At 62.6% G+C, this 22,425-nt stretch carries 23 protein-coding genes and 1 other RNA gene; 8 read left to right on the top strand and 16 right to left on the bottom strand.

The features are described from left to right. Positions 1-176 precede the first annotated feature (176 nt). Positions 177-905 carry a 3-deoxy-manno-octulosonate cytidylyltransferase gene (locus ABMA32_RS03085; RefSeq protein ID WP_349012257.1) on the top strand — a complete coding sequence of 243 codons (729 nt, stop codon included), beginning with the start codon at positions 177-179 and terminating at the stop codon, positions 903-905. An 11-nt stretch (positions 906-916) separates the two neighbouring features. After that, on the top strand, positions 917-1,783 hold the full coding sequence (locus ABMA32_RS03080) for a prephenate dehydratase (RefSeq protein ID WP_349012255.1): 867 nt from the start codon (positions 917-919) through the stop codon (positions 1,781-1,783). A 31-nt stretch (positions 1,784-1,814) separates the two neighbouring features. Here the strand turns inward: ABMA32_RS03080 and ABMA32_RS03075 are convergent, their stop codons facing one another. From ABMA32_RS03075 to ABMA32_RS03055, 5 genes are all read right to left on the bottom strand, one after another. Further along, positions 1,815-2,108, bottom strand: a complete 294-nt coding sequence (locus tag ABMA32_RS03075; protein ID WP_349012254.1) for a Dabb family protein — start codon at positions 2,106-2,108, stop codon at positions 1,815-1,817. 22 nt (positions 2,109-2,130) lie between these two features. Then, positions 2,131-3,159, bottom strand: coding sequence for a nucleotidyltransferase family protein (locus tag ABMA32_RS03070; RefSeq protein ID WP_349012253.1), 1,029 nt, complete (start codon positions 3,157-3,159; stop codon positions 2,131-2,133). An 82-nt stretch (positions 3,160-3,241) separates the two neighbouring features. Then, positions 3,242-4,195, bottom strand: coding sequence for an NAD(+) diphosphatase (gene nudC, locus ABMA32_RS03065; protein WP_349012252.1), 954 nt, complete (start codon positions 4,193-4,195; stop codon positions 3,242-3,244). Between the two features lie 38 nt (positions 4,196-4,233). Beyond that, positions 4,234-4,653, bottom strand: a complete 420-nt coding sequence (locus ABMA32_RS03060) for an HIT domain-containing protein (RefSeq protein WP_349012251.1) — start codon at positions 4,651-4,653, stop codon at positions 4,234-4,236. A 74-nt stretch (positions 4,654-4,727) separates the two neighbouring features. Continuing rightward, on the bottom strand, positions 4,728-5,153 hold the full coding sequence (locus tag ABMA32_RS03055; RefSeq protein ID WP_349012250.1) for a hypothetical protein: 426 nt from the start codon (positions 5,151-5,153) through the stop codon (positions 4,728-4,730). 102 nt (positions 5,154-5,255) lie between these two features. On the opposite strand from ABMA32_RS03055, the gene ffs reads away from it, so the two are divergent. The 5 genes from ffs (at position 5,256) to ABMA32_RS03030 (ending at position 9,643) form a co-directional block, all read left to right on the top strand. After that, positions 5,256-5,352: signal recognition particle sRNA small type (gene ffs / locus ABMA32_RS03050), an RNA gene on the top strand. Between the two features lie 114 nt (positions 5,353-5,466). Further along, a complete protein-coding gene (locus tag ABMA32_RS03045; RefSeq protein ID WP_349012249.1) occupies positions 5,467-7,272 on the top strand; it encodes a DNA polymerase III subunit gamma/tau in 1,806 nt (601 codons plus the stop codon). An 11-nt stretch (positions 7,273-7,283) separates the two neighbouring features. After that, on the top strand, positions 7,284-7,607 hold the full coding sequence (locus ABMA32_RS03040; RefSeq protein ID WP_349012248.1) for a YbaB/EbfC family nucleoid-associated protein: 324 nt from the start codon (positions 7,284-7,286) through the stop codon (positions 7,605-7,607). Positions 7,608-7,719: 112 nt separating this feature from the next. Further along, a complete protein-coding gene (gene recR, locus ABMA32_RS03035; RefSeq protein ID WP_349012247.1) occupies positions 7,720-8,328 on the top strand; it encodes a recombination mediator RecR in 609 nt (202 codons plus the stop codon). A gap of 25 nt (positions 8,329-8,353) precedes the next feature. Beyond that, positions 8,354-9,643, top strand: a complete 1,290-nt coding sequence (locus tag ABMA32_RS03030; protein WP_425475460.1) for a lytic murein transglycosylase — start codon at positions 8,354-8,356, stop codon at positions 9,641-9,643. Between the two features lie 6 nt (positions 9,644-9,649). Here the strand turns inward: ABMA32_RS03030 and ABMA32_RS03025 are convergent, their stop codons facing one another. From ABMA32_RS03025 to ABMA32_RS03015, 3 genes are read right to left on the bottom strand one after another with little or no spacing between them, the layout of a single operon-like run. After that, entirely contained in the window at positions 9,650-10,510 is an 861-nt protein-coding gene (locus ABMA32_RS03025; protein ID WP_349012245.1) for a C40 family peptidase, read from the bottom strand. Next, complete coding sequence (locus ABMA32_RS03020; RefSeq protein ID WP_349012244.1) at positions 10,507-10,854, bottom strand: MarR family transcriptional regulator; 348 nt, start codon at positions 10,852-10,854, stop codon at positions 10,507-10,509. The genes ABMA32_RS03025 and ABMA32_RS03020 overlap by 4 nt, the downstream gene beginning before the upstream one ends. A 36-nt stretch (positions 10,855-10,890) precedes the next feature. Continuing rightward, complete coding sequence (locus ABMA32_RS03015) at positions 10,891-12,273, bottom strand: leucyl aminopeptidase family protein (RefSeq protein ID WP_349012243.1); 1,383 nt, start codon at positions 12,271-12,273, stop codon at positions 10,891-10,893. 132 nt (positions 12,274-12,405) lie between these two features. Here ABMA32_RS03015 and ABMA32_RS03010 point away from each other — a divergent pair, with 132 nt between their 5' ends. Further along, positions 12,406-13,230: a tetratricopeptide repeat protein gene (locus ABMA32_RS03010; RefSeq protein WP_349012242.1), complete on the top strand. Its 825-nt coding sequence runs from the start codon at positions 12,406-12,408 to the stop codon at positions 13,228-13,230. A 435-nt stretch (positions 13,231-13,665) separates the two neighbouring features. Here ABMA32_RS03010 and ABMA32_RS03005 read toward each other — a convergent pair whose 3' ends face one another. The 8 genes from ABMA32_RS03005 to ABMA32_RS02970 form a co-directional block, all read right to left on the bottom strand. Beyond that, positions 13,666-14,685: a type II secretion system F family protein gene (locus ABMA32_RS03005; protein WP_349012241.1), complete on the bottom strand. Its 1,020-nt coding sequence runs from the start codon at positions 14,683-14,685 to the stop codon at positions 13,666-13,668. Between the two features lie 12 nt (positions 14,686-14,697). After that, positions 14,698-15,711, bottom strand: a complete 1,014-nt coding sequence (locus tag ABMA32_RS03000) for a type II secretion system F family protein (RefSeq protein WP_349012240.1) — start codon at positions 15,709-15,711, stop codon at positions 14,698-14,700. A 29-nt stretch (positions 15,712-15,740) separates the two neighbouring features. After that, positions 15,741-17,240, bottom strand: coding sequence for a TadA family conjugal transfer-associated ATPase (locus ABMA32_RS02995; RefSeq protein WP_349012239.1), 1,500 nt, complete (start codon positions 17,238-17,240; stop codon positions 15,741-15,743). Between the two features lie 22 nt (positions 17,241-17,262). After that, positions 17,263-18,552: a CpaE/TadZ family protein gene (locus ABMA32_RS02990; RefSeq protein ID WP_349012238.1), complete on the bottom strand. Its 1,290-nt coding sequence runs from the start codon at positions 18,550-18,552 to the stop codon at positions 17,263-17,265. Positions 18,553-18,579: 27 nt separating this feature from the next. Next, positions 18,580-19,284, bottom strand: a complete 705-nt coding sequence (locus tag ABMA32_RS02985) for a CpaD family pilus assembly protein (RefSeq protein WP_349012237.1) — start codon at positions 19,282-19,284, stop codon at positions 18,580-18,582. Between the two features lie 11 nt (positions 19,285-19,295). After that, positions 19,296-20,915 (bottom strand): type II and III secretion system protein family protein, encoded by a 1,620-nt coding sequence (locus tag ABMA32_RS02980; protein ID WP_349012236.1) that lies wholly within the window; start codon positions 20,913-20,915, stop codon positions 19,296-19,298. Beyond that, entirely contained in the window at positions 20,912-21,721 is an 810-nt protein-coding gene (gene cpaB, locus ABMA32_RS02975; protein WP_349012235.1) for a Flp pilus assembly protein CpaB, read from the bottom strand. The genes ABMA32_RS02980 and cpaB overlap by 4 nt, the downstream gene beginning before the upstream one ends. Before the next feature lie 131 nt (positions 21,722-21,852). After that, on the bottom strand, positions 21,853-22,374 hold the full coding sequence (locus tag ABMA32_RS02970; protein ID WP_349012234.1) for an A24 family peptidase: 522 nt from the start codon (positions 22,372-22,374) through the stop codon (positions 21,853-21,855). Positions 22,375-22,425 lie beyond the last annotated feature (51 nt).

The raw sequence follows: 22,425 nt of genomic DNA, 5'->3' as shown, positions 1-22,425 counted from the left end.
TCCCTTGTCCTCCGAGCCGGCTGTCGGCTGGACGGCATGCTGCTTTGATCGACCGGGCCGGCCGATTTGGGCGGAAACTAGGGCTTTTGCTTGGTCGTTGCAACACCTATAAGGGCCTCGTCCATGAGACCTTTTGCCACTTTTTGACGCGTCCAGTTTCAACCCGCCCGATCGAGATGTCGACCCTTGTCCTGATCCCCGCCCGCATGGCCTCCACAAGGCTGCCGGGCAAGCCGCTCGCCGATATCGCCGGCAGGCCGATGATCGTGCATGTGGCTGCGCGGGCGCAGGAAAGCGGGCTCGGCAGGGTCGTGGTGGCTACCGACAGCGTCGAGGTCGCCGACGCCGTGCGTGCCGCCGGTTTCGAGACGGCGATGACCCGTTCCGATCATCAGTCCGGGTCGGACCGCATCTATGAGGCGCTGAGCGCGCTCGACCCGGACCGGGCTGTGGATATCGTCGTCAATGTGCAGGGCGATCTTCCTACGATCGAGGCGGCCACCGTGCGAGCCGCGATCAGGCCCCTGGAAAACGACGCTGTCGACATCGCCACGCTTTGCGTCGAAATCGTCCGTGAAGACGAAAAGACCAATCCGAACGTGGTCAAGCTCGTCGGTTCGGCGCTTTCCGCGACGCGGCTGAGGGCGCTCTATTTCACCCGCGCGACCGCGCCATGGGGCGAGGGTCCGCTTTATCACCACATCGGACTCTATGCGTATCGCCGCAGCGCGCTGGAGCGCTTCGTCGCGCTGGCGCCCTCCCCGCTCGAACAACGCGAGAAGCTGGAGCAGCTTCGTGCGCTGGAGGCCGGCATGCGAATCGATGCCGAGATCGTTCGGTCGGTTCCGCTCGGCGTGGACACGCCGGAAGATCTCGAGCGCGCCCGCGCCATGCTTGCGAAATAACAGGATTAAACATGTCGCCAGAGCGAACCAACCGCATAGCGTTCCAGGGCGAACCGGGGGCCAATTCCGACACCGCCTGCCGGAACATGTTTCCCTCGATGGAGCCGCTGCCCTGCCCGACCTTCGAGGATGCGTTCAACGCAGCTGAAAGCGGCAAGGCCGATCTGGCGATGATCCCGATCGAGAACACGATAGCCGGCCGTGTCGCAGACATTCACCACCTGCTGCCCGAATCGAAGCTGCATATCATCGGCGAATATTTCCTGCCGATCCATTTTCACTTGATGGTCCTGCCCGGCGTCTCCCGCAAGGAGATCAAGACCGTGCACAGCCATATCCATGCGCTCGGGCAGTGCCGGAAATACATCCGCAAGAATGGCTGGAAGCCGATGGTCGCAGGCGACACGGCCGGCGCGGCAAAACTGGTGGCCGAGATGCAGGACAGGACGATGGCGGCGCTGGCGCCGAAGCTGGCCGCCAGCCTCTACGGTCTCGACATCCTGGAAGAGAATGTCGAGGACACCGACACCAACGTCACGCGCTTCGTCGTGCTGACGAAGTCCAAGCAATGGGCCGAACGTCCGACGCCTGACGCCAAGATGATGACGACGTTCATCTTCCGCGTCCGCAACGTCCCGGCAGCGCTTTACAAGGCGATGGGCGGCTTCGCCACCAACGGAGTCAACATGACGAAGCTGGAGAGCTACCAGCTTGGCGCCTTCACGGCGACGCTGTTCTACGTGGACATAGAGGGCCACCCGGACGACGCGAACGTCAAGCTCGCGCTTGACGAACTTCGCTTCTTCTCCAAGGAAGTTCGAATTGTCGGCGTTTATCCCCGCAGTTCGTCGCGCGAGGAATGGAAGGTTTCCGACTGACGACCGCTTCTATGCCGGCGTCGATCCCCGGTCAGGCAAGCGGCGTGTAGTCGATCTCCAGAAACGCTTCCACTTCGGGAATCCAGCGGTCGCGTACATAAGCGACGTGGAGGGGATGGTCGTTGTAGGCGTCGTAGGCCTTCTGGTCGGCAAACTCCATCGAGTAGCCGAAATGGAAGTCGTTCTTCGGGCTGACCTGGTTCAGCCGCTCGAACTTCTCCACCCCCGGTATGTCAGCCAGCGCCTTGCCCGCATCGAGAAAGGCTTTTTCGTCCGCGGAGCCGCGCGGATGCTTCAGGCGAAAGGCGACGGTGTGACGGATCATGGACGTTGCCTTTTCGAAGACATCATTTGAGGGATTCAAGCAATTCGGCCGACTTTCGAGACCGACCCAGGCTTCGATCTATCCGCTCACGCCAAGCAGGCCCACGAGATAGCGCGTCTTCGTAGGCGACGAGGAGATCGGTCGGTCGGTCTTCCACAAGGATGGTCAATAGAAACTCAACCTGCATCAGGTCTTTTCGCGCTCTCAATCCATCTTGTCCATCACGCCGTCGGTCGGCGACGATAAGTTTGTGTATCGCGAATTTTTCGGGGCGCGGGACGTGGACTGGGATGCCGTCGCGGTAAACGCCTGCTGCGTGGATCGGGTCAGCGATGAGGTAGTTCAGGAAATGCAGGGATTGCGCACTGACGCCAAGTGCAGCAAGCTCACGCAAGTCTTCTTTTGCGTCGAAGGACGGCGTGAGAAACTCCACTAGCGTCTGGCTCCTCGACTGCTTCCACCGCCAAACTTTTCCCTTATCCAGGCTGGTGACCGGAGAAAACTCGAAGTCCGTCAAAATCTCTTCCATGGAAGGCAGAATGGTCTCTCCGAGCGCCAGAGAAAGCTTTTCGAAGCTCGCGATGTCTATGTCGTTGGTCATCGCCGTCTGATCGAATCTCAAATGGACAGCGAGTTCGCCTTCATACATCCGGAAGGCGTTCGTACCAACCATGACGCCGCCGAGCCGAAAGACGCCCGCCTTGGCTAGCGCTCCAACCAAACTGCCTGTGGCATTGTCCATGCCCAGGAAGCGTTCGCTGCGAAGCAGTCTCACCAGTCTTGCTCGCTCGCGGCGACGCAACTCGCGCTGCGACTTCAGCGCGTCATGTTGATCGATCCTGTCGCGCAACGCGGGAGAGTCCTCGCCGAGATAGCGCTCGTGGGTTTCGGTGCCGATACGGTATCGGTCGTACCAGTATATCCGACCGGCTCGTTCGCGAGGGGTGGGCGAGCCCCTGATCTCTGCTATCGCCTCGTCGAGAAGAAGCGAGACAAGGTCAATGTATGCGGCTTGCGCCGTAGCAGAATGGCGTTGGACTTCCGGCCGCATAATTTGCCACACGAAAATTTTCTAGCGTGGTACAATAACTATTTCGCACTTACCACGCAAGAAAATTCTTGTGTGGTATCCCTCACGCGCTCTCTGCCCAGGCGCGGATGAGATGGTGGGCGATCGCGCCGGGTGGCGGCGTGAAAAGCGTCGGGTGGGTCTTGTTGAGCATCGAAAGCACCTCGGCGCGGTCGAACCAGCGGCAGTCCTCGAGTTCGACTGTATCGGGTGTGATGTCGTCGTTCAGCGCCTCGCCGAAACAGCCGATCATGAGCGAATAGGGGAACGGCCAGGGCTGGCTGGCGTGATAGACGACGCGTCCGAGCCGGATGCCGGATTCCTCGAAGGTCTCACGGCGTACGGCATTTTCGATCGTCTCGCCGGGCTCGATGAAACCTGCCAGCGCCGAATACATGCCCGGCGGGAAATGCCTGCCGCGACCGAGAAGACACCTTTCCTTCGTAACGGTGAGCATGATGGCGACGGGGTCGGTGCGCGGAAAGTGTTCGGTGGCGCAGGCCGTGCACACTCTTTTATAGCCGCCGATCCGCATTGCGCTCGGCTGACCGCATTTGCCGCAGAAACCGTGATTGGCGTGCCAGGCAAGCAGGCTTGCGCCCTGCGCCAGTGCGCCGAGCGCCGAGCCGTCGACCAGATTCTGCATATAGACGGAACGATAATCGATGGCTTTTAGGGGTTCAGGCAGATCATCGCCTTCCACGGCGACGGATACCGCGAGCACCGGACCTTGCCCGTCGACGCCAAGCAGCACGGCGCTACCGACATCCGCACCAAGGGCCTGCGCCTCCGCCACGGAAAAATAGCAGGCTGCGCCAGAATCGTTACCGGCATTGCCGTTGAATTTCAGCAGGATGCGCCCACCGCCCATCAACAGCAGTCGCGCCGAAGGATCGGCCAGCGCGGTTTTCGCGGAATCGTCGGAGCGCTTCTCCGCCTGCCTGTCGATGACATTGCCGGCGAAGCCGACGAACTGGCTCGGCTCGGCTTGCGGCGCGTCGAAAAGGCGAAAGGTCATGGAGCGGCTCTGGCGGGGCTGGCTGGAGAATCGGACGCTTATAACGCCGCCTTTACGCTTTCGGCAAACCGGTGCAGGTCCGCCCGGTCATAGGGCTCGCGTACGCCGTGGCCCCAGACAGGTCCCGGCCACCCGGCATCCCCCTCGTTGCGGGCGATGACATGCACATGAAGCTGGCGCACGACATTGCCGAGCGCACCGGTGTTGATCTTGGTGCAGCCGGTGACGTTCTTGAGCGCCTGCGCGACCATGTTCGTCTCGAAGGTCAGCATGGCCTGGTCCAGCGGGGTTAGGTCGTGGATTTCCACGGCTTCCGGGCGCTGCGGAACGAGGATCAGCCACGGCCAGCGCCGGTCGTTCATGATGCGCAGTTCGCACAGCCCGAGCCACATCAGCGGGTCGGTGTCGGCGTCAAGCCGCGCATCCAGTGAAAATCCGGCCTTGAGGCCCGGCAACATGGCGTTTCCCTCGTTTCGGACGAAGCTAGAGCGGCGCCGGAACGCCTGCAAGCGCGGAGTGTATCCAAGTTTGGCTAGCCCCCGGGAGTATCCGCAAAGGGCTCGGCGACAATCTGGATGTCATCTTCATAGATCACGTGACCCGGCCGGGCACTTTTGAGCACTTCGATATGAAACCCGTGCTGCGAAAGCAGATCGGTCAGCTCAAAGGCCTTTGCCAAATGCATTTCCGCCGTTGGTTTGAACCAGCTAAGTCCCTTAGTATCAGTTCGACGGGACGCCCCCTTCGACTTGGACTTATTGAAGTCCGTCGGAATCGCCAGGTTTTTTTGAAACCAAACCAAGATGTTGTTCAGCCGGGCGCTGCTGTTGGCGTCGATCTCTACAGCCCTTTGCAGTTCGTAGGCTGCCGTGAAAAAGCCGGCACGTGATCTGGTGCCTTTGACCGTTTTCAGCCTGACAAATCTTAAATACACAGCTGGTTGCTCATTCGATGCCACCACTGAGGCTTAAGATAAACGGCTTCAGCTAAAATTTCTGTCAAGGTGTTGAGGCAATTCGCGCTCTTGCAATCGGCGTGCAAATTTCCGATATGGGTCGCGGGAGGTTGGTGTTGGACGCGCCACTCGCCAACCGGGTCAGGTCCGGAAGGAAGCAGCCCTAACGAGCACGGAACGGGTCATTGTTCCAGCCTCCCGCCTTCTCTTCGACTGCCCGCCGGACTACCGCGTCATTGACGCAGCAAAGCCGCGCGGGCGAAAGTCGGAGTGTGGAATCGCCCGCCGAGGCGGCAAGGGAGTTTCGAACGCGCCGATGAGCGACGCCGGCAAGGAACTGGAAGGCAAGGCCGCCGGCGGCTACCGGGTTCTCGCGCGCAAATACCGTCCCGCGGATTTTTCTTCCCTTATCGGCCAGGAGCCGATGGTCCGTACGCTAACCAATGCCTTTTCAACCGGGCGGATTGCCCAAGCCTGGATGCTGACCGGCGTGCGCGGGGTCGGCAAGACGACCACAGCGCGCATTCTGGCGCGCGCGCTCAACTACAAGACTGACGAAATCAACCAGCCGTCGGTCGATCTTTCTGTACTCGGCGAGCATTGCAAGGCGATCATGGAAGGCCGCCATGTCGATGTGATCGAGATGGACGCTGCGTCGCACACCGGTATCGACGATATCCGCGAGATCATCGAGCAGGTGCGCTATGCGCCGGTCTCGGCCCGCTACAAGGTCTACATTATCGACGAGGTCCACATGCTCTCGACGCAGGCCTTCAACGGCCTGCTGAAGACGCTGGAGGAACCGCCGCCGCATGTGAAGTTCATCTTCGCCACCACCGAAATCCGCAAGGTGCCGATCACCGTGCTGTCGCGCTGCCAGCGCTTTGACCTCCGGCGTGTCGATGCAGGCATGCTGACGGAGCATCTGAACCGTATCGCAGGACTGGAAGGCATTTCGGTCGAGGACGAGGCGGTGGCGATGGTCGCCCGCGCGGCGGAAGGTTCGGTGCGCGACGCGCTCTCGATCTTCGACCAGGCGATCGCGCATGGTGCGGGCACCGTCACGGCCGAACAGGTCCGCTCGATGCTGGGGCTCGCCGATCGCGGGCGCGTCGTCGATCTGTTCGAGCATTTGATGAAGGGCGATACGGCTGCCGCGCTGACCGAGTTTCGCGCACAATACGACGTCGGCGCGGACCCGGCAGCCGTGCTGACCGACCTTGCCGAGTTCAATCATCTGGTGACGCGCCTGCGCTTCGTGCCGTCGGCGGCAAGCGACGTGTCGCTGTCGGAAGAAGAACGGCGGCGCGGCGCGCAGTTCTCCACCGGTCTTTCGGTGCGCGTGCTGTCGCGCACCTGGCAGATGCTGCTCAAGGGCATTCCGGAGGTGCAGTCCTCCAACCGTCCGGCAAGTGCTGCCGAAATGGTGCTGATCCGCATCGCGCACGCGGCGGAACTGCCGACGCTGGACGAGGCGCTGAAGTCGCTTGGCAATGCGCCTCAAGGCGGTGGCTTGCCAGGCCGGCCCTCCGGCCCTGCCCCCTCGCCGAGCAATGGCGTGACGAATGCCGTCTCCGTCGCCCGCGCGCCAGTGACGTCGGGCGGCCAGACGATGCGGCTGGTCGAGAGCGCGCCGGTGGACTATGTGGCGCCGCCGCTGCCGGTTGCGGAAGCTGCACCGGCAGTTCCGGTGAGGTCGCTTGAGGATATCGCGGCGCTTGCCGATGCAAATCGCGACATGCTGTTCAAGACGCAGTTCAAGGCCTGTGTCCGGCTTGTCGGCATAGAGCCGGGCAAGCTCTCGGTGAGCCTGACACAGGACGCGCCAAGGACCATAGCCAACGACCTCAGCAACCGCCTGGAAAAATGGACCGGGCGGCGCTGGCTGGTGTCCGTGTCGCGCGAGGATGGCGGGCCGACGCTGGCCGAGGCGGAAGCCGCGAAGAAGAACGACGCCATCCTCGACGCCAAGAACGATCCCGCAGTCGCTGCGATCCTGTCGCGGTTTCCCGGCGCGAGGATCGTCAACATAAGCATTCCGGACGCGCCGGCCGACGAACCACAGACAGAGACCGACCCGCTGCCCGATCTGGGCGTGGATGACGACGAAACAGATATCTGACGGAGGCAAGTATGAAGGATCTTCTCGGCCTGATGGGCAAGGCGAAGGAGATGCAGGCCAAGTTCCAGGCCATGCAGGAAGACATTTCTACGCTTGAGGCCACCGGCGTTGCGGGTGGCGGGCTGGTCAGCGTCACGCTGACCGGCAAGGGCGAGATGAAGTCGCTTAAGATCGATCCGTCGCTCTTCAAGGAAGAGGAAGTCGAGATTCTAGAGGATTTGCTACTGGCCGCGCACAACGACGCCAAGGCCAAGGTCGACGCGACCGTGCAGGAGAAGACGCGCGAACTGACCGCCGGCCTGCCGATCCCGCCGGGCATGAAGCTGCCGTTTTGAGGGGTTAGGGAATGGTGAGATAGTGAGTCGTGAAAAAAGGCGCTGACGCCTCGTATTCAGCTGCCCGCTTCCTACTCACTATTCTCTACTCACTACTCCCTATATCTAGCCGATGTCCTCCAAACGAATCGCTGGCCCCGAAATCGAGCGTCTGATCCAGCTTCTGGCGAAGGTGCCGGGGCTTGGGCCGCGCTCGGCACGGCGTGCCGCGCTGCACCTCATCAAGAAGAAGGACCAGCTTCTCGCGCCGCTGGCGTCCGCGATGGGGGAGGCACTCGACAAGGTCCGAATCTGTTCGGTCTGCAGCAATGTCGACACCAGCGACCCCTGCATGATCTGCACGGATGCGCGACGCGATGCCGGGACCATCATCGTGGTGGAAGATGTCTCCGATCTGTGGGCGCTGGAGCGGGCAGGCTCGATGAACGCGCTTTTCCACGTGCTGGGCGGCACGCTGTCGCCACTCGACGGGATCGGTCCCGACCAGCTCAACATCCGCAGCCTGATCGACAGGGTGTCGGGGGGCGCGGTGAAGGAGATCATCCTGGCGGTCAATGCGACCGTCGAGGGCCAGACGACGGCGCATTACCTGACCGACCAGCTTGCCGGCTTCGGGGTGAAGGTGACTCGTTTGGCGCACGGCGTTCCTGTCGGGGGCGAACTCGATTATCTCGACGAGGGGACGCTATCGGCAGCGCTGAAGTCGCGGACAGCTTTTTGACACGGTTTGTGTGGAGAAGATCGCGATGACCAGTTCTCCACGTTGCCCCCCTCTGTCCTGCCGGACATCTCCCCCACAAGGGGGGAGATCGGCCTTCGCCATTCTCGCTTTCCTTCTGTTGCTCATCGGTGCATCCCCGGCTTCCGCCCAAAACATCGACGCGCAGTTCCGCGCGTGGCTGGCCAACGACCTTTGGCCAGAGGCCAAGGCCAAGGGCGTGTCGAAGAAGACATTCGACGCGGCGTTTGCCGGCGTCTCGCCCAACCGCAAGCTGCCCGACCTCGTGCTGCCCGGTCAGAAGGCGGAAACGCCGAAGAAGCAGCATCAGGCGGAGTTCGGTTCGCCGGGCAACTATTTCGCCGAGAAGACAATCGGCGCGGTGGCTTCGGGCGGCCGTTCGCGGGCCGGGCGCCATGCGAAGACGCTTGCGGCGATCGAGAAGCAGTATGGCGTTCCGGTCGGCGTGGTGCTGGCGATCTGGGGTCGAGAGTCCGGCTTCGGCGCGGCGAAGATTCCCTACGATGCGTTCGAGGTGCTGGGAACGAAGGCGTTCCTCGCCACGCGCAAGGACATGTTCCGCAAGGAGGTCATCGCCGCTCTTGTGATGGTCGAGCAGGGCAAGGTGTCGCGCGGCGCAATGAAGTCGTCCTGGGCCGGCGCGCTGGGGCAGCCGCAATTCCTGCCGACGTCATTCCTCGACCATGCCGTGGATTTCGACGGTGACGGCGTCGCCGACATCTGGAACTCGACGCCGGACACCCTGGCGTCCATCGCCAACTACCTCGTCCACTACGGATGGGTGAAAGGCCGCGACTGGGGTTTCGAGGTCACCGTTCCAGATGGCATTTCCTGTTCGCTGGAAGGACCGGACCAGGGCAAGAAGATTTCCGAATGGGCGTCGCTCGGCGTCGAGAGAGTCAGCGGCAAGCCGTTCCCGCAAAACGAGCTGAAGGCTGATGGTTTCCTGCTGATGCCGGCCGGGCGCAGCGGGCCTGCCTTCATCGTGACGCCGAATTTCTACGTGCTGAAGGAATATAACGAAAGCGACCTATACGCGCTGTTCATCGGCCACGGCGCCGACCGCATCGCGGGAGGAGACAAACAGTTTGCCGGCAAATGGGGCAAGGTCGGCGGGCTCTACCGTTCGGATGTCGCCGCCATGCAGCGCGGACTGGAAAAGGCCGGCTACGACGTCGGCGGCGCAGACGGCCTGCCCGGCTTCAAGACGCGTCGTTCGATCGGCGACTGGCAGGCGAAGCATGGTATCGCGCCGACCTGCTTTCCCGATGCGGAGATCGTGAACGCGCTACGGTAGCTTGCGTCAGGGGCGGCGGTAACCGGTCGGGCCGCCGTAGAGATAGCCGATGCGGTCGACCGCTTCAGCCAATCCCTCGCGCGAGACCATCATCGTGTGGCCGTTGGCGTGGATCATGGTGCGCTCGTCGGTCATGATCGCGACATGGCCCTTCCAGAAGACGAGGTCGCCACGGCGCAGGCCAGAATGATCCGTGCCGGGTTCGATGGGTTCGCCGAGACCGGCGGCCTGCATGTCGGAATCGCGCAGCACGTCGCGGCCGGTCATGCGCATGGCCAGTTGCACCAGCCCAGAGCAATCGATGCCGAAAGCGGTCGCTCCGCCCCAGAGATAGGGCGTCATCAGGAGAGTCTCGGCGACGGCGACATAGTCGGACGCGTGTTCGCCAACGGGACGCAGGTGGGCGGCGATGACAGCCTCGCCCGTTGACAGCAGCGCATAGCGTGTGCCGCGCGTTTCGGCGAAGTCCGTGACCACAACGGCCGAACCGAGCGAGAGTTCGCCGCGCCGCGGCAGTTTCAGGTCGGGGGCTGGGTAAAGAAAGGTGCGCGGCACGTTGACCAGATGCGTGGCGGCTTCCGAACGCTTGCCTAGCGACGGTGAGGGGACATAGCCGACATAGCCGTCGCGCGCAGACTGCACCCATGCCCAGCCGCCCGTTTCGTCAAAGACTTCCACGTCGTCGCCATAGAGGAGCTGGGTGTCGAGTCCGGCTCCGACGCGCGGTTCCCGCAGCACGTCGGCAACGTGGGCTACGACCCGCGCCGGCTGGCCGGGTACGAACCGTGCGGCCTCGACCGCGCCCTCCAGCCTGACATCGGCGAGGTCGGGCCGGAAGGCGTGCAATCTCCTGTCATATGCCGTCAAAGCGGAAGCTCCTGTGCCTTGGCGATGATAGCATCGCCAAACCGCTCGACATAGAGCGCGCCCTCGACCGTGCGACGGATCAGGACGTTGCGCTTGTCCTTCTCGTCGCGGTGACGCGAGACGAGCTTCATCGCACCCATCGTGTCGAGCGCACGGGTGATGACGGGCTTGGTCACGTTGAGCCTCGCGGCCAGTCCGCGCACCGTATGCGGCGGCTGGTCGAGATAGATGGTCAGCAGGATCGCCATCTGGCGGACGGTCAGGTCCGGTGCGTCATCGCGCACCTCGGACAGCGAAACCTGCTGCCACAGACGCAAAGCCTGCAGGGGGCGCAAAACGATCATGGCGCGAGGTTACGCGACAATCGTTTCGTATGCGTTTCATTTTCCTGACGAACGATATCGGTCCGAAATGATCCGTTCCAGCGCGCGGATGCCCTGCGCCTCGCCGCCTGTCGGTCCCCAAGGCCTGTCAGAGGGATTCCAGGCGAAGATATCGAAATGCACCCAGCTTTTCGCCTTGTCGACGAAGCGACGCAGGAACAGCGCCGCCGTCACCGAGCCGGCGAAACCGTCGGTGGTAACGTTGTTCATGTCGGCCACCTTGGAAGAGAGCTTCGCGTCATAGGGACGCCAGAGCGGCATGCGCCAAAGCGGGTCTTCCTCTTCAGCCGCAGCAGCAGAAACGGCCGAGGCCAGTGCTTCGTCGTCGGTGTAGAAGGGCGGCAGGTCAGGACCAAGCGCGACACGGGCGGCTCCTGTCAGCGTCGCCATGTCGATGATAAGGTCCGGCGCTTCCTCGTCGGCCAGCGCCAGCGCGTCGGCCAGTACCAGCCGACCCTCGGCATCGGTGTTGCCGATCTCGACGGTCAGTCCCTTTCGGCTGGTGAGCACGTCGCCCGGCCGGAAGGCATTGCCGGCGATCGCGTTCTCGACCGCCGGAATGAGCACGCGGAGCCTGACCTTCAGGCCCGACGCCATGATCATGGAGGCGAGGCCCAGCACATTGGCCGCGCCGCCCATGTCCTTCTTCATGGTCAGCATGCTGGCGGCGGGCTTGATGTCGAGGCCGCCAGTATCGAAGCAGACGCCCTTTCCAACCAGTGTCACCTTCGGTGCAGACTTCGGACCCCAGGTGAGATCGATTAGGCGGGGCGCATCGGGCGACGCGCGGCCGACGGCGTGGATCATCGGAAAATTCTTCGCCAGCAGATCGTCGCCTTTCACGACGGAGATCTTCGCCTTGAACCGGCCCGCCAGCGCCCTTGCCGCCTGTTCGAGCTGTTCCGGCCCCATGTCGGAGGTCGGCGTGTTGACGAGATCGCGCGTCAGAGAGATCGCGTCGGCCGTCCGCCGCAGCCGATCGACGTCGGTCCCGGCTGGAGCAGCCAGCCTGAGGTCGCGGCCCGGCTTCTTTCCGTAGCGCGTGAAGACATAGCCACCAAGCAGGACGCCAAGCGCTGCGAGCTGTGGCTTTTCCGGTGTCGTGGCTAAATGCCAGTCGCCTCCTGGAAGTGCCTTTGCCAGCGCGCCGGCGCTGAGCACGGCATGGTCCTTGGCAACTCCGACGCCGAAAAGCGCGCCGACGACCGCGCCGCGCGGATCGGGCAGCAGCAGCGTCTTGCCGGCCTCGCCGTTGAAGCCCGACGCCTTGGCCCAGGCAATCGCAGTCGCGTCCAATCCCACATCCGACAGCCCGTTTTTACTCACCAGATGAATGGGGCGCGAGGACCGCGATTTCTTGTCGATCAGTTCAACAGGCATGCTTCAAATCCTTGCTCGCCGCGTTGTCGGCTTCCGTAATTAACCATCCGTTAGGGTTAACGGAATATTGCTTTTCAGGTCCGGCGCTTGGCCCAGTGGGCCCGAGCGAACAGATTGGGAGATCCGGGACAGATGTTGACCAGCCGCTCGATGAACGCAACGGGAAAGAACCTGCTCCGGGCGACCGCCGCCATCGCCATCGCGATGAGCCTGGCCGGATGCGGCACCAGCAAGATGACGACCGGGTCCATTTCGAAATCGTCGGGCAAGGCGGTCGAGGAGATGTCGGCCGGCGAACTCGCCAACGCCAGCGGCTCGCTCGGCAAGGCATACGCCGCCAAGCCAACCGACAAGGCAACCGCGCTCAAATACGCGCAGGCTCTGCAAATGAACGGCAGCACGGACCAGGCTCTGGCCGTCATGCGCAAGCTCGCCATCGAGAACCCCAAGGACAGGGAGGTGCTGGCCGCCTACGGCAAGGCGCTCGCCAGCGCGGGCGACCTGGAGCCGGCGCTCGACGCCGTGCGCCGCGCCCAGACACCTGAATATCCGGACTGGAAACTGTTTTCGGCCGAGGGAGCTATCCTCGACCAGATGGGCAAGTCGAACGAGGCGCGCGCAACCTATCGCAAGGCGCTCGACATCAAGCCGAACGACCCGACGATCCTGTCGAACCTCGGCATGTCCTATGTGCTGGAAGGTGACCTGAAGACCGCCGAGACCTACATGCGCTCGGCAGCGCAGCAGCGCTCCGCCGACAGCCGCGTGCGGCAGAACCTCGCGCTCGTCGTCGGCCTGCAGGGCCGCTTCGAGGAAGCCGAGCAGATCGCTAGCCACGAGCTGTCGCCCGACCAGGCCAAGGCGAACGTCGCCTATCTCAGGAGCATGCTGGCGCAGCAGAACGCCTGGAGCCAGCTCAAGGACGAAGACAAGAAAAAGAAGAAGGCGACCAACTAGAGCGTTCTACTTTCTTTGAATGGCATACCTGCGCGTTTTCCATCGCTATCTCGCGTTTTGCGGATCGGTGTAGGGTCGCTCCTCATCCCATTCCATGCCAAGGGTCATGGTCAGGGCGTGCGAGATCGTCAGGCCGTGGCGTTCGGCGTCCGCAGACCGCGGGCATATTCCGGGAGTTGCAACAGAAGCGGAGCGGCGGGGTCCGGGACCAACCCACGGTCCAGCGCAATCCCGTAGAGCAGGCCGACTATGCTCTTGGTGACGGATCGCAGGTCATGAGGCGTCTGTCAGGTGCAAGGAAAGTTTGATTCATGTTCGTCTCTTCCGATTGGCCGAGACGCTACAAAGGAAGCAAATTTTCAGGGATAGTCAATCGGGACTATCCCTCGAAATCCAACCTCGGGCAGGGGTTGCGCAGGCGACTCGGCCAGCGGCCTACTGGTGGTCGACTTTCTCGCCTGTACCGAAGAAGCCGCCACGCGCGCTGACCTGAATGCCGGCCGGCCCCAGGATGATGGCGAAAAGCACCGGCAGGAAGAACAGGATCATCGGCACGGTGAGCTTCGGCGGCAGCGCGGCCGCCTTCTTCTCGGCCTCGTTCATGCGCATGTCGCGGCTTTCGTTGGCAAGCACGCGCAACGCGTGCGCGATGGGCGTACCGTAGCGTTCAGCCTGAATGAGCGCCTGACCAACGGACTTCACCGATTCCAGTCCGGTACGCGCAGCGAGATTCTCATAGGCCTGTTTGCGCTCCGGCAGATAGGACAGTTCCGCGTTGGTGAGGATGAGTTCCTCGGCAAGGCCGATCGATTGGCCGCCGATCTCGTCGGCCACCTTGCGGATCGCCGCCTCGATCGACATGCCCGATTCCACGCAGATCAGCATCAGGTCGAGCGCGTCCGGCCATGCCATCTGAATCGACTGCTTGCGCTTGCTCGCCTTGTTGTTGACGTAGACAACCGGCGCGTAGAAGCCCGCATAGGCGCCGACGATGCAGACGAAGCCCTTGATCATCGGGGGCTGCTCGGGCAACCCGCCGAGCAGGAAAACATAGGCCGCCGTTGCCGCGAAGAAGACGAAGGGCAGAACCAAGCGGAAGAAGAGGAAACGGGTCAGCGGGTTCTGGCCGCGGAAGCCCGCCACTTTCAGCTTCGCGACCGTGCTTTCGTCGGCGAGCAGGCGTCTCAGATCCAGCCGGTCGACGATAGCGCGCATGCCGTGTGACTGCTCTTCGCGCAGGCCCTTCCTGCGACGGTCGGCCTCCGCAGCGAGCCGCGCACGCTGCTTCATGCGCAACTCGTCGCGCTCGAGCGCGACCGACTTCATGCGCGACTTCAAGACGTTGCCGGACAGCGACGGCATCAACGTGAAGAAGGTCGCAAAGACCGCTATTCCCACCAGCATGGCGATCAGGAATGCCGGGTCTGTCAGAGCCTTGACGACTTGAGCGGTCATGCGGTCGACACCTTAAACTTCGAAATTCATCATCTTGCGCATCACGAAGATGCCGATCGACATCCAGATCCCGGAGACACCCAGGATCAGGTGGCCCGTGCTCGTGGTGAAAAGCGGCATGATGTAGTTCGGGCTGGAGAGGTAGACGAGAAATGCCACGATAAACGGCAGCGCGCCGATGATGGCGGCCGAGGCCTTGGCTTCCATCGAAAGCGCCTGCACCTTGGCCTTCATCTTCTTTCGGTCGCGCAGCACGCGCGACAGGTTGCCGAGCGCCTCGGACAAATTGCCGCCGGCCTGACTCTGAATCTGGATGACGATGCCGAAGAAGCCTGCTTCGGGGCACGGCATGGTTTCGGGCATGCGCAGCGTGGCTTCGGGTATGGACATGCCGAGTTGCTGGGATTCCACGATACGTCGGAACTCGGACTTGACCGGCTCCGGCGCCTCAGATGCGATCAGCCTGATGCCGTCATTGAGCGGCAGGCCTGACTTGACCGCGCGCACGATGATGTCGAGCGCGTTCGGAAATTCGTTGAGAAACCTCTTGACCCGTCGCGCGCGCAGAAAGCCCACGACCCAGCGCGGTAGACCGAAGGCGCCGGCGGCGAAGGCGCCCGGCAGTATGAGCAGCGGCGCGCCAAGGAAGTAGGCGACCATCGTCAGAACGACGCCGCAGACGACAGAATAAATGTACAAACGCTCCACGGAGATATGCAGGCCTGCCTGCTTGAGCTGGATTCTTAGCGGCGGCTTCTTGATGTTCTTGTCCGCAGCCAGTTGCTTGGCATCCAGTTCCTTCAGAGAATCCGAGACTGTTTTCCTGCGCTTTGCTGCCTCCGCGACGCGGTCTCGATTGGCCTTCACGACGGACCTGTCCGTCTCGGCCTTCTTGATGGTGTCGAGGCGGCGTTCGGTGGTCTTCTCCTCAGCGATGCTGTTGAAGAGGAACGCATAGGCCACCGCGCCGGCGCTGAAGCCGGCGAGCGCGATGAAAGCCAGTACCGTGGTGTCGATGCCGAACATCAGGGGTCAGCGTCCTCTTCGCCTGGGCATCAGCTCGCCCGCTTCTCCATGGACTCCAGGGCAACGGCCAGGCGCTGCTCCTCGCCGAAGTAGCGCGCGCGGTCCCAGAAGTGAGGCCGGCCGACACCCGTCGAGACATGCTCGCCGAGCAGTTTTCCGCCGGCGTCTTCGCCCTTGATGTTGTAGAGGACGAGGTCCTGCGTGATGATCACGTCGCCTTCCATGCCGATCACCTCGGTGATGTGTGTGATGCGGCGCGAACCATCGCGCAGACGGGCGGCCTGGATGATCACGTCAACGGAACCAACGATGATCTCGCGCACCGTCTTCTGCGGCAGCGTGTAGCCGCCCATCGCGATCATGGATTCCATACGGTTCAGGCATTCGCGCGGGCTGTTGGAGTGGATGGTGCCCATCGAACCGTCGTGACCCGTGTTCATCGCCTGCAGGAGGTCGAACACCTCAGGTCCGCGCACTTCGCCGACGATGATCCGCTCGGGACGCATACGCAGGCAGTTCTTCACGAGATCGCGCATGGTGACCTCGCCCTCACCCTCGAGGTTGGGCGGACGGGTTTCCAGGCGCACCACATGCGGCTGCTGTAGCTGCAGTTCAGCGGAGTCCTCGCAGGTGATGACGCGCTCCTCGCGGTCGACATAGTTGGTCAGACAGTTGAGCAAGGTCGTCTTGCCCGAACCGGTACCGCCCGAGATGATGATGTTGCAGCGGACGCGGCCGATGATCTTGAGCACTTCGGCACCCGCCGGCGAGATGGCCCCGAACTTGACGAGTTGGTCGAGCGTCAGCTTGTCCTTCTTGAACTTACGGATGGTGAGCGCGGTGCCGTCGATGGCGAGCGGCGGCGCGATCACGTTGACTCGGGAGCCGTCGGGCAGGCGCGCGTCGCATATCGGGCTCGATTCATCGACGCGGCGGCCGACCTGGCTGACGATGCGCTGGCAGATGTTGAGGAGCTGCTGGTTGTCGCGGAAGCGAACGCCCGTCTGCTCGACCTTGCCGTTCACTTCGATGTAGACGTTGCGCGAGCCGTTCACCATGATGTCGGCGATGTCGTCGCGGGCAAGCAGCGGCTCGAGCGGGCCGTAACCCAGAACGTCGTTGCAGATATCCTCGAGCAGTTCTTCCTGCTCGGCGATCGACATTGCAAAATTCTTGATCGCGATGATGTCGTTGACGATGTCGCGAATTTCCTCGCGCGCGCTGTCGGGATCGAGCTTGGCGAGCTGCGACAGGTCGATCGTGTCGATCAGCGCGGAGAAGACCTGGCTCTTGGTGTCGTAGTAGGTCTCGCTGCGCTCGCGCTGCATCCTGCGCGGCGGCTCGGCCGCCATCGGCGGAGCCTCCACCGAGCGGCGCGCGGCCGGTGCGGCCGGCGCAGCTTGGGCGGGGGCAGACGCCGGGGTGCGCGGAGGCTCGGGCGCTACCCGCTCCGGTGCTACCGTCTGCGCCGGCGCGCGGAACTCGTGCGTCGCCCGCGATCCATCGTCGTTACCTCGTTTACCGAACATGTGCCCCTACCACTCCGTCGGACTACGACTTCTTCTTCGACTTGAGTTTGCCAAGCAGGCCGCCTAGCCCAGCCAATCCGGCCTTCTTCTTGGTCTTCATCTCGCTTCGCCCGGTCAGGACGTGCGCGATCTCATTGAAGGCGCCGACTACCGGATGCGCAGCATCCATCTCGCCCAGCATGCGGCCATTGTTGGACGCGTTACCGAACAACAGCGGCTCGAACGGGATGACTGCCATGGGCGTGATATCGAGCGGCTCGGTGAAGTCTTCCGCCTTGATCTCGGGACGCTTGGGCACACCGGCCTGGTTGATGATGAGCTTCGGCGGCGGATCGTTAGGCCGCAAGCGCTTCAGCATATCGACGATGTTCTTGGTATTGCGCAGGTTGGCCAGTTCGGGCGTCGCGGTGATGACCACGTCATCCGCCTTGGAAAGCGTCATCTTGGACCAGGCGGTCCATACATGCGGCACGTCGAGGACAAGCATCGGCGCGCTGCGCTGCGCGGTGTCGATGATCTGGGTGAAGGCGTCCTGGTCGAAATCGTACACACGCTCCAGGGTCGAAGGCGCGGCCAGCAGCGACAGATGATCGGAGCACTGCGCCAGCAGTCGGTCGAGATAGACCTCGTCGATGCGCTCCGGCGAGAATACGGCCTCGGCGATGCCTTGCGCAGGGTCCTGGTCGAAATTGATGTTGGCGGTGCCGAAGGCAAGGTCGAGATCCGCAACGACAACGTCGGATTTGAAGAGATCCGACATCGTCCACGCGATGTTGTGCGCGATGGTCGAGGAGCCGACGCCGCCCTTGGCGCCGATGAAGGCGACCGCCCGGCCGATCGGCTCGGCATCAGGATCGACGAAGATTGTCGAGATGACGCTGACGACGTCCGCCATCGAGATCGGCGCCACGACATATTCGGACACGCCGGAACGGATCAGTTCGCGGTAAAGGCCGACATCGTTGTAGTGGCCGACGACCACCACCTTGGTGCTCGGGTCGCAATATTCGGCCAGTTGGTTCAACGACTGGAGCATCTCGCGCGGCTCCTTGCGCGACTCCAGGATAATCAGGTTAGGCGTCGGCGCGGACTTGTAGAGTTCGACCGCGGTGGCCGCACCGCCCATGTGTATCTTCAGATGCGCCTTGGCCATGCGGCGGTCCTCGCTGGCACGCTCGATCGGCTGGGCGACGCCTTCCGTCTCGCAAAACGCCTGTATGGAAATGCGCGGGACAGGCCGCAGGGCCTGCATGGCGGCCACTTCCGGCTCTTTTTCGCTGCCGGCGGGGCTGTCGTAAGCCAGATTGGTCATGTTGCCCTTACCCCAAGTTCGTTCGGCTTAGTAACCGACGTTTTCGTTGAAGCTTGAATCGCCGGTCTGATAATCACGGATCACGCGACCGCGGTTCTCAGCATCGATCGGGGTCTGCTTGCGCGGACCGAGCAGATCGGTCGGATTGGCGACCTGTGCCGCCAGGTTGTTCTGATAGGAACAGCCGAAGTTGGCGTAGTGCTTGTTGTCGCTGGTGTTCAGCACATCTTCCGGCCACCTGCCGCATTTGCCCGTCTGCGCGTCCATGCCGACATAGGAGATGCGCACCGGCGCCGAGACTTCTTCCGGACTGGCCTGGTAGGAGGAGAACATGATGCGGCTTGCGGGAACGCCGCTGTTCTTGGCTATGCGGGCAAAATCCTTCGCGGCATCGCCGGCGGCGACTGCGTTGGCGGAGCCCGATGGCTTGATGATGTTCAGCGTCGGCGCGGCGGACCGGTCGTAGCTCGACAGGAAGCCTTCGAGCGTGGCGCGCTGCGAGGCCGTCGCTCCCCTGTCGCTGGCTGCGACGGGAAGGTCGAGCTTCTCTTCCTTTTCCGCGATGATGATCGGATGATTGGTCCGATAATCGTCCGGGATAGCCCCGACGACCACCGAGTCGCGCTTCTGCATGGCGCATCCCGACATGAGCGAGACCGCAGCGACGGCAAGCACGAGACGCATCATGGCCGGCGTCCCGATCGGCTTGGTCCTGAACATTGTGTCAGACATCCCCGCAACCCTCACTTGTAGATGTAGCCGACGACGCCATGATAGCGGCCGTCGGGAAGATCAGTCTTCATTGTGCCGTAGACGCGGTTGACGCGGCCGAGGAACATGCCGGCGCCGTCGCTTGGGGCATTGAAATTGTCATCCGGCTTTGCGAGCTGGTTGCGCGCCGTCGGCCGGGCGATATAGGGCGTCACGATGATGACCAGTTCGGTCTCGTTGCGGATGAAGTCACGGCTGCGGAACAGCGTGCCGAGAACCGGCAGCTTCGACAGACCCGGCAACCCGTTCATCACCTGGCGGATGTCATCGCGGACGAGACCGGCGATCATCATCGATCCGCCCGATGGAAGTTCGACAGTCGTGTCGGCCAGACGCTTGCGGATCGACAAGGCAGTCATGCCAGGCAGGTTGTTGCGGGGATCGGGCATACCCAAAAGACAGGTCAGGCTGTTTTTACAGGCAGGACCGCCCTCGAGCGTCACCATTCCTTCGTTGGTCGGCTCGGACACCGACGTGCGTATCTTCAGACTGATGCGCCCGGCAGACAGGACGACCGGCTTGAACTCCAGGCCGATGCCATATTCGAGTTTTTCGACGTCGTAGGTGACCTGACCGGTCTGATTGTCGTCCGAAACAGCGCTGCTCCGGCCGGTCACGAGGTTGAATTCCCCCCCGACCCGGAACGTCGCCTGTTCGCCGGATACCGCGGTGAGCGTCGGCTCGGCCAGCGTCTTCATCACGCCCGCCTGTTCCATGGCGTTGAAGTAGGCGTCAACCGTCGATGTCGCCAGCCCCACGCCCGATGCTGAAAGGGGTTTGCCCAAACCGTACGCAGCCTCGCTGATCGCGCCCCACGAGATACCGTTGCTGCTTCCGCCGGCAATGAGGTTTACGCCAAGCTGCTTCATGACGTTTCGGCTGACCTCAGCCACCGTCACTTTCAGCATTACCTGGTCTTCGCCGATGATCTCGATCAGGTTGACGATGCCGCTGAGCTGGCGCGAGGAGTCCGGATTGTTGATGTCTACGCCGCCGCCATCGCTGCTGGCAGCAGCCGTCTGCGAGTACTGGCCGGTGGTTGCTTCGCCGCCGCGCACCAGCATGTAGGCGATCTGGGCGGCGCGCGCCGAGTCGAGCGGCGTATCGACCGTCCCGGTCAGGACGACGTTGTCGTTGATGAGCTCGACCTTCACGTCGGAAGTCGGGATGAAGCGCCTGATGCTTTCCTCGACACCAGCGGTGTCACGTTCGATCTGCAGGTCGAGGTTGACGATTTGCTCGCCGCCGGCGCCGAAGACGAAGATGTTGGTCTGGCCGACCGCCTTGCCGAAGAGATAGATGCGGCGCGCCGTACGCGTAACTGCGTCGGCGACAGCGGGATTGGCGACCAGGATGTCGTAGGCATCGGCCGGAAGGTCGATCACCACAGACTTGTTGAGGCCGAGCCTCACGTTCTGCGTGGCGACAGCCGATCCCACGCCGGCCTGGTTCCCACTGCCGTTGAGCTGGCCACCGGCGTGAGCATAGCCGGCTGGCAGGCCGCCGCCGGCAAGCAGCAGCGCCAATGCCGCAACCACACCGAAGGCGGATTTTGTACCGGCTGGCTTACGCAAGGCTTCAGTCACGCTCATTTCCTTGCTCCCTCTTCGGTAACCGCGCCGGCTCTTATCATCCTGATGGTACCGCGGCGGCCGTTGCCGGAAACGAGGTAATCGGCTTCCTTGGTCGCCTCTTCCTGCGCATCCACGACGGCGCGCAGCGCCAGGGTCAGCCGGTCGGCCATCTGCTGGGCGACCGTGATGATCTCAGCCTGCTGCGGCGTAAGTTCGAGCGTCGCGGTCTGGCCGACCTTGACGCGACGCCCCTCTTCGTCCTCCTGGATCGCCTGGTCGATGGCGAGCACGCGGATGTTCTCCAAGATGGTTTCGGTGACGAAACCGGCCGTGGCGGTCGCGGTGTCGGAGCGTCGCGTCATGATGACGTCGACATAGTCGTTTGGAAGAATAAAGCCGCCGGCCGAGGTGTCGGCCGCGATCTGGGTCGCTACTGCGCGGCGCCCCGTCGGCAGGATGGACGACATGAAGCTCTGGCCCTCACCGACAAGCTTCGATTTGCGCAGCGGCTCGCCGGAATACATCGCCACGCGGGCGATCGATCCCTTGTACTTTTCGAGCGCTTCCGGGTCGGCGGTCCGGGTAATGAAGTTTTCGTTCAGTCCATCGGAAGGCCAGGCCTGCCATTCCAGGGAGGATTGCAGAGCGGCACCCATGGGCACATCCGCACTCAACACCAGGACGTCACTAAGATCGATCGCCGGTCCCTTGTCCTCCACGATGACCTTGGGAGGAGGAGGAGCCATCATGTTCTTTGCGACGTAGCCGGCACCACCCGCCGCCGCCACCGCCACCCCAAGAATAATCAAACGGGATGCTGCCATTTGTCCAACCTCGTTACCTGGCAAACCCTCAAGCCAGGCCGGACAATGCGGCGGAAATCGTCAAATTAGAGTTAATGGATTGCTTACGATCGTGATTAATTTAAAGTTTACACGACCGTCGGGCGCCAGCCTTACTGGCCGGCAAGGCGGCCTAGCGCCCACACCATCAGAGGGGTGCTCGGATAAACGATGAGCCCCCCGAGCCCGAGCGCGATGCCATAAGGCACACCTCCCTTGCTGTTGGCCAGATGGCGCAGGAACATATTCTGGCCAGTGTAAAGCGCGAGCGCGGAATTGCGATAACCGAGCAGCGCGACCGTAAGGGCGCCGCCTATGAATGAAGAAATGACAAGGTATTCCAGAAGATGGAAATTGAGGCCCATCCATACCGCGGTGGCCGACATCAGCTTGGCGTCGCCGCCGCCCATTCCGCCGAGCGCAAAAAGGCTGAATGTGACTGCGAGCACCAGAGCGCCGGCGGCGAAGTGCCAGCCAAAGGCGACCCAATCCATTCCGGTTAGCGGCGCCACGATTGCGAAGACCGCGACAAGAAGCAGCGAAACCCGGTTCGCGATCGTCATCGACAGCATGTCGGAAAGCGCAGCGAAGACCATGCAGAACGGAAAGACGACGAAGATCAGCGCTTCAAGCATGAAGGGCTCCCTGCATGACTGCCACCATAGCGATACCCAGGCTCAGAACCT

It is taken from the genome of Mesorhizobium quangtriensis, from assembly GCF_040081925.1.
Lineage (GTDB): Bacteria > Pseudomonadota > Alphaproteobacteria > Rhizobiales > Rhizobiaceae > Mesorhizobium_K > Mesorhizobium_K quangtriensis.
This window is presented reverse-complemented; position numbering and strand designations above follow the sequence as displayed.

Coding starts and splice junctions, on each gene's coding strand:
- ABMA32_RS02995 (WP_349012239.1), bottom strand. CDS start 17,240: ATGTTCGGTAAACGAGGTAACGACGATGGATCGCGGGCGACGCACGAG.
- ABMA32_RS03045 (WP_349012249.1), top strand. CDS start 5,467: ATGAGCGACGCCGGCAAGGAACTGGAAGGCAAGGCCGCCGGCGGCTAC.
- ABMA32_RS03005 (WP_349012241.1), bottom strand. CDS start 14,685: ATGACCGCTCAAGTCGTCAAGGCTCTGACAGACCCGGCATTCCTGATC.
- ABMA32_RS03015 (WP_349012243.1), bottom strand. CDS start 12,273: ATGCCTGTTGAACTGATCGACAAGAAATCGCGGTCCTCGCGCCCCATT.
- ABMA32_RS03040 (WP_349012248.1), top strand. CDS start 7,284: ATGAAGGATCTTCTCGGCCTGATGGGCAAGGCGAAGGAGATGCAGGCC.
- ABMA32_RS02985 (WP_349012237.1), bottom strand. CDS start 19,284: ATGTCTGACACAATGTTCAGGACCAAGCCGATCGGGACGCCGGCCATG.
- ABMA32_RS02970 (WP_349012234.1), bottom strand. CDS start 22,374: ATGCTTGAAGCGCTGATCTTCGTCGTCTTTCCGTTCTGCATGGTCTTC.
- ABMA32_RS03030 (WP_425475460.1), top strand. CDS start 8,354: ATGACCAGTTCTCCACGTTGCCCCCCTCTGTCCTGCCGGACATCTCCC.
- ABMA32_RS03075 (WP_349012254.1), bottom strand. CDS start 2,108: ATGATCCGTCACACCGTCGCCTTTCGCCTGAAGCATCCGCGCGGCTCC.
- ABMA32_RS03000 (WP_349012240.1), bottom strand. CDS start 15,711: ATGTTCGGCATCGACACCACGGTACTGGCTTTCATCGCGCTCGCCGGC.
- ABMA32_RS03020 (WP_349012244.1), bottom strand. CDS start 10,854: ATGATCGTTTTGCGCCCCCTGCAGGCTTTGCGTCTGTGGCAGCAGGTT.
- ABMA32_RS03010 (WP_349012242.1), top strand. CDS start 12,406: ATGTTGACCAGCCGCTCGATGAACGCAACGGGAAAGAACCTGCTCCGG.
- ABMA32_RS03080 (WP_349012255.1), top strand. CDS start 917: ATGTCGCCAGAGCGAACCAACCGCATAGCGTTCCAGGGCGAACCGGGG.
- nudC (WP_349012252.1), bottom strand. CDS start 4,195: ATGACCTTTCGCCTTTTCGACGCGCCGCAAGCCGAGCCGAGCCAGTTC.
- cpaB (WP_349012235.1), bottom strand. CDS start 21,721: ATGGCAGCATCCCGTTTGATTATTCTTGGGGTGGCGGTGGCGGCGGCG.
- ABMA32_RS03085 (WP_349012257.1), top strand. CDS start 177: ATGTCGACCCTTGTCCTGATCCCCGCCCGCATGGCCTCCACAAGGCTG.
- ABMA32_RS03060 (WP_349012251.1), bottom strand. CDS start 4,653: ATGTTGCCGGGCCTCAAGGCCGGATTTTCACTGGATGCGCGGCTTGAC.
- ABMA32_RS03070 (WP_349012253.1), bottom strand. CDS start 3,159: ATGCGGCCGGAAGTCCAACGCCATTCTGCTACGGCGCAAGCCGCATAC.
- recR (WP_349012247.1), top strand. CDS start 7,720: ATGTCCTCCAAACGAATCGCTGGCCCCGAAATCGAGCGTCTGATCCAG.
- ABMA32_RS02990 (WP_349012238.1), bottom strand. CDS start 18,552: ATGACCAATCTGGCTTACGACAGCCCCGCCGGCAGCGAAAAAGAGCCG.
- ABMA32_RS02980 (WP_349012236.1), bottom strand. CDS start 20,915: ATGAGCGTGACTGAAGCCTTGCGTAAGCCAGCCGGTACAAAATCCGCC.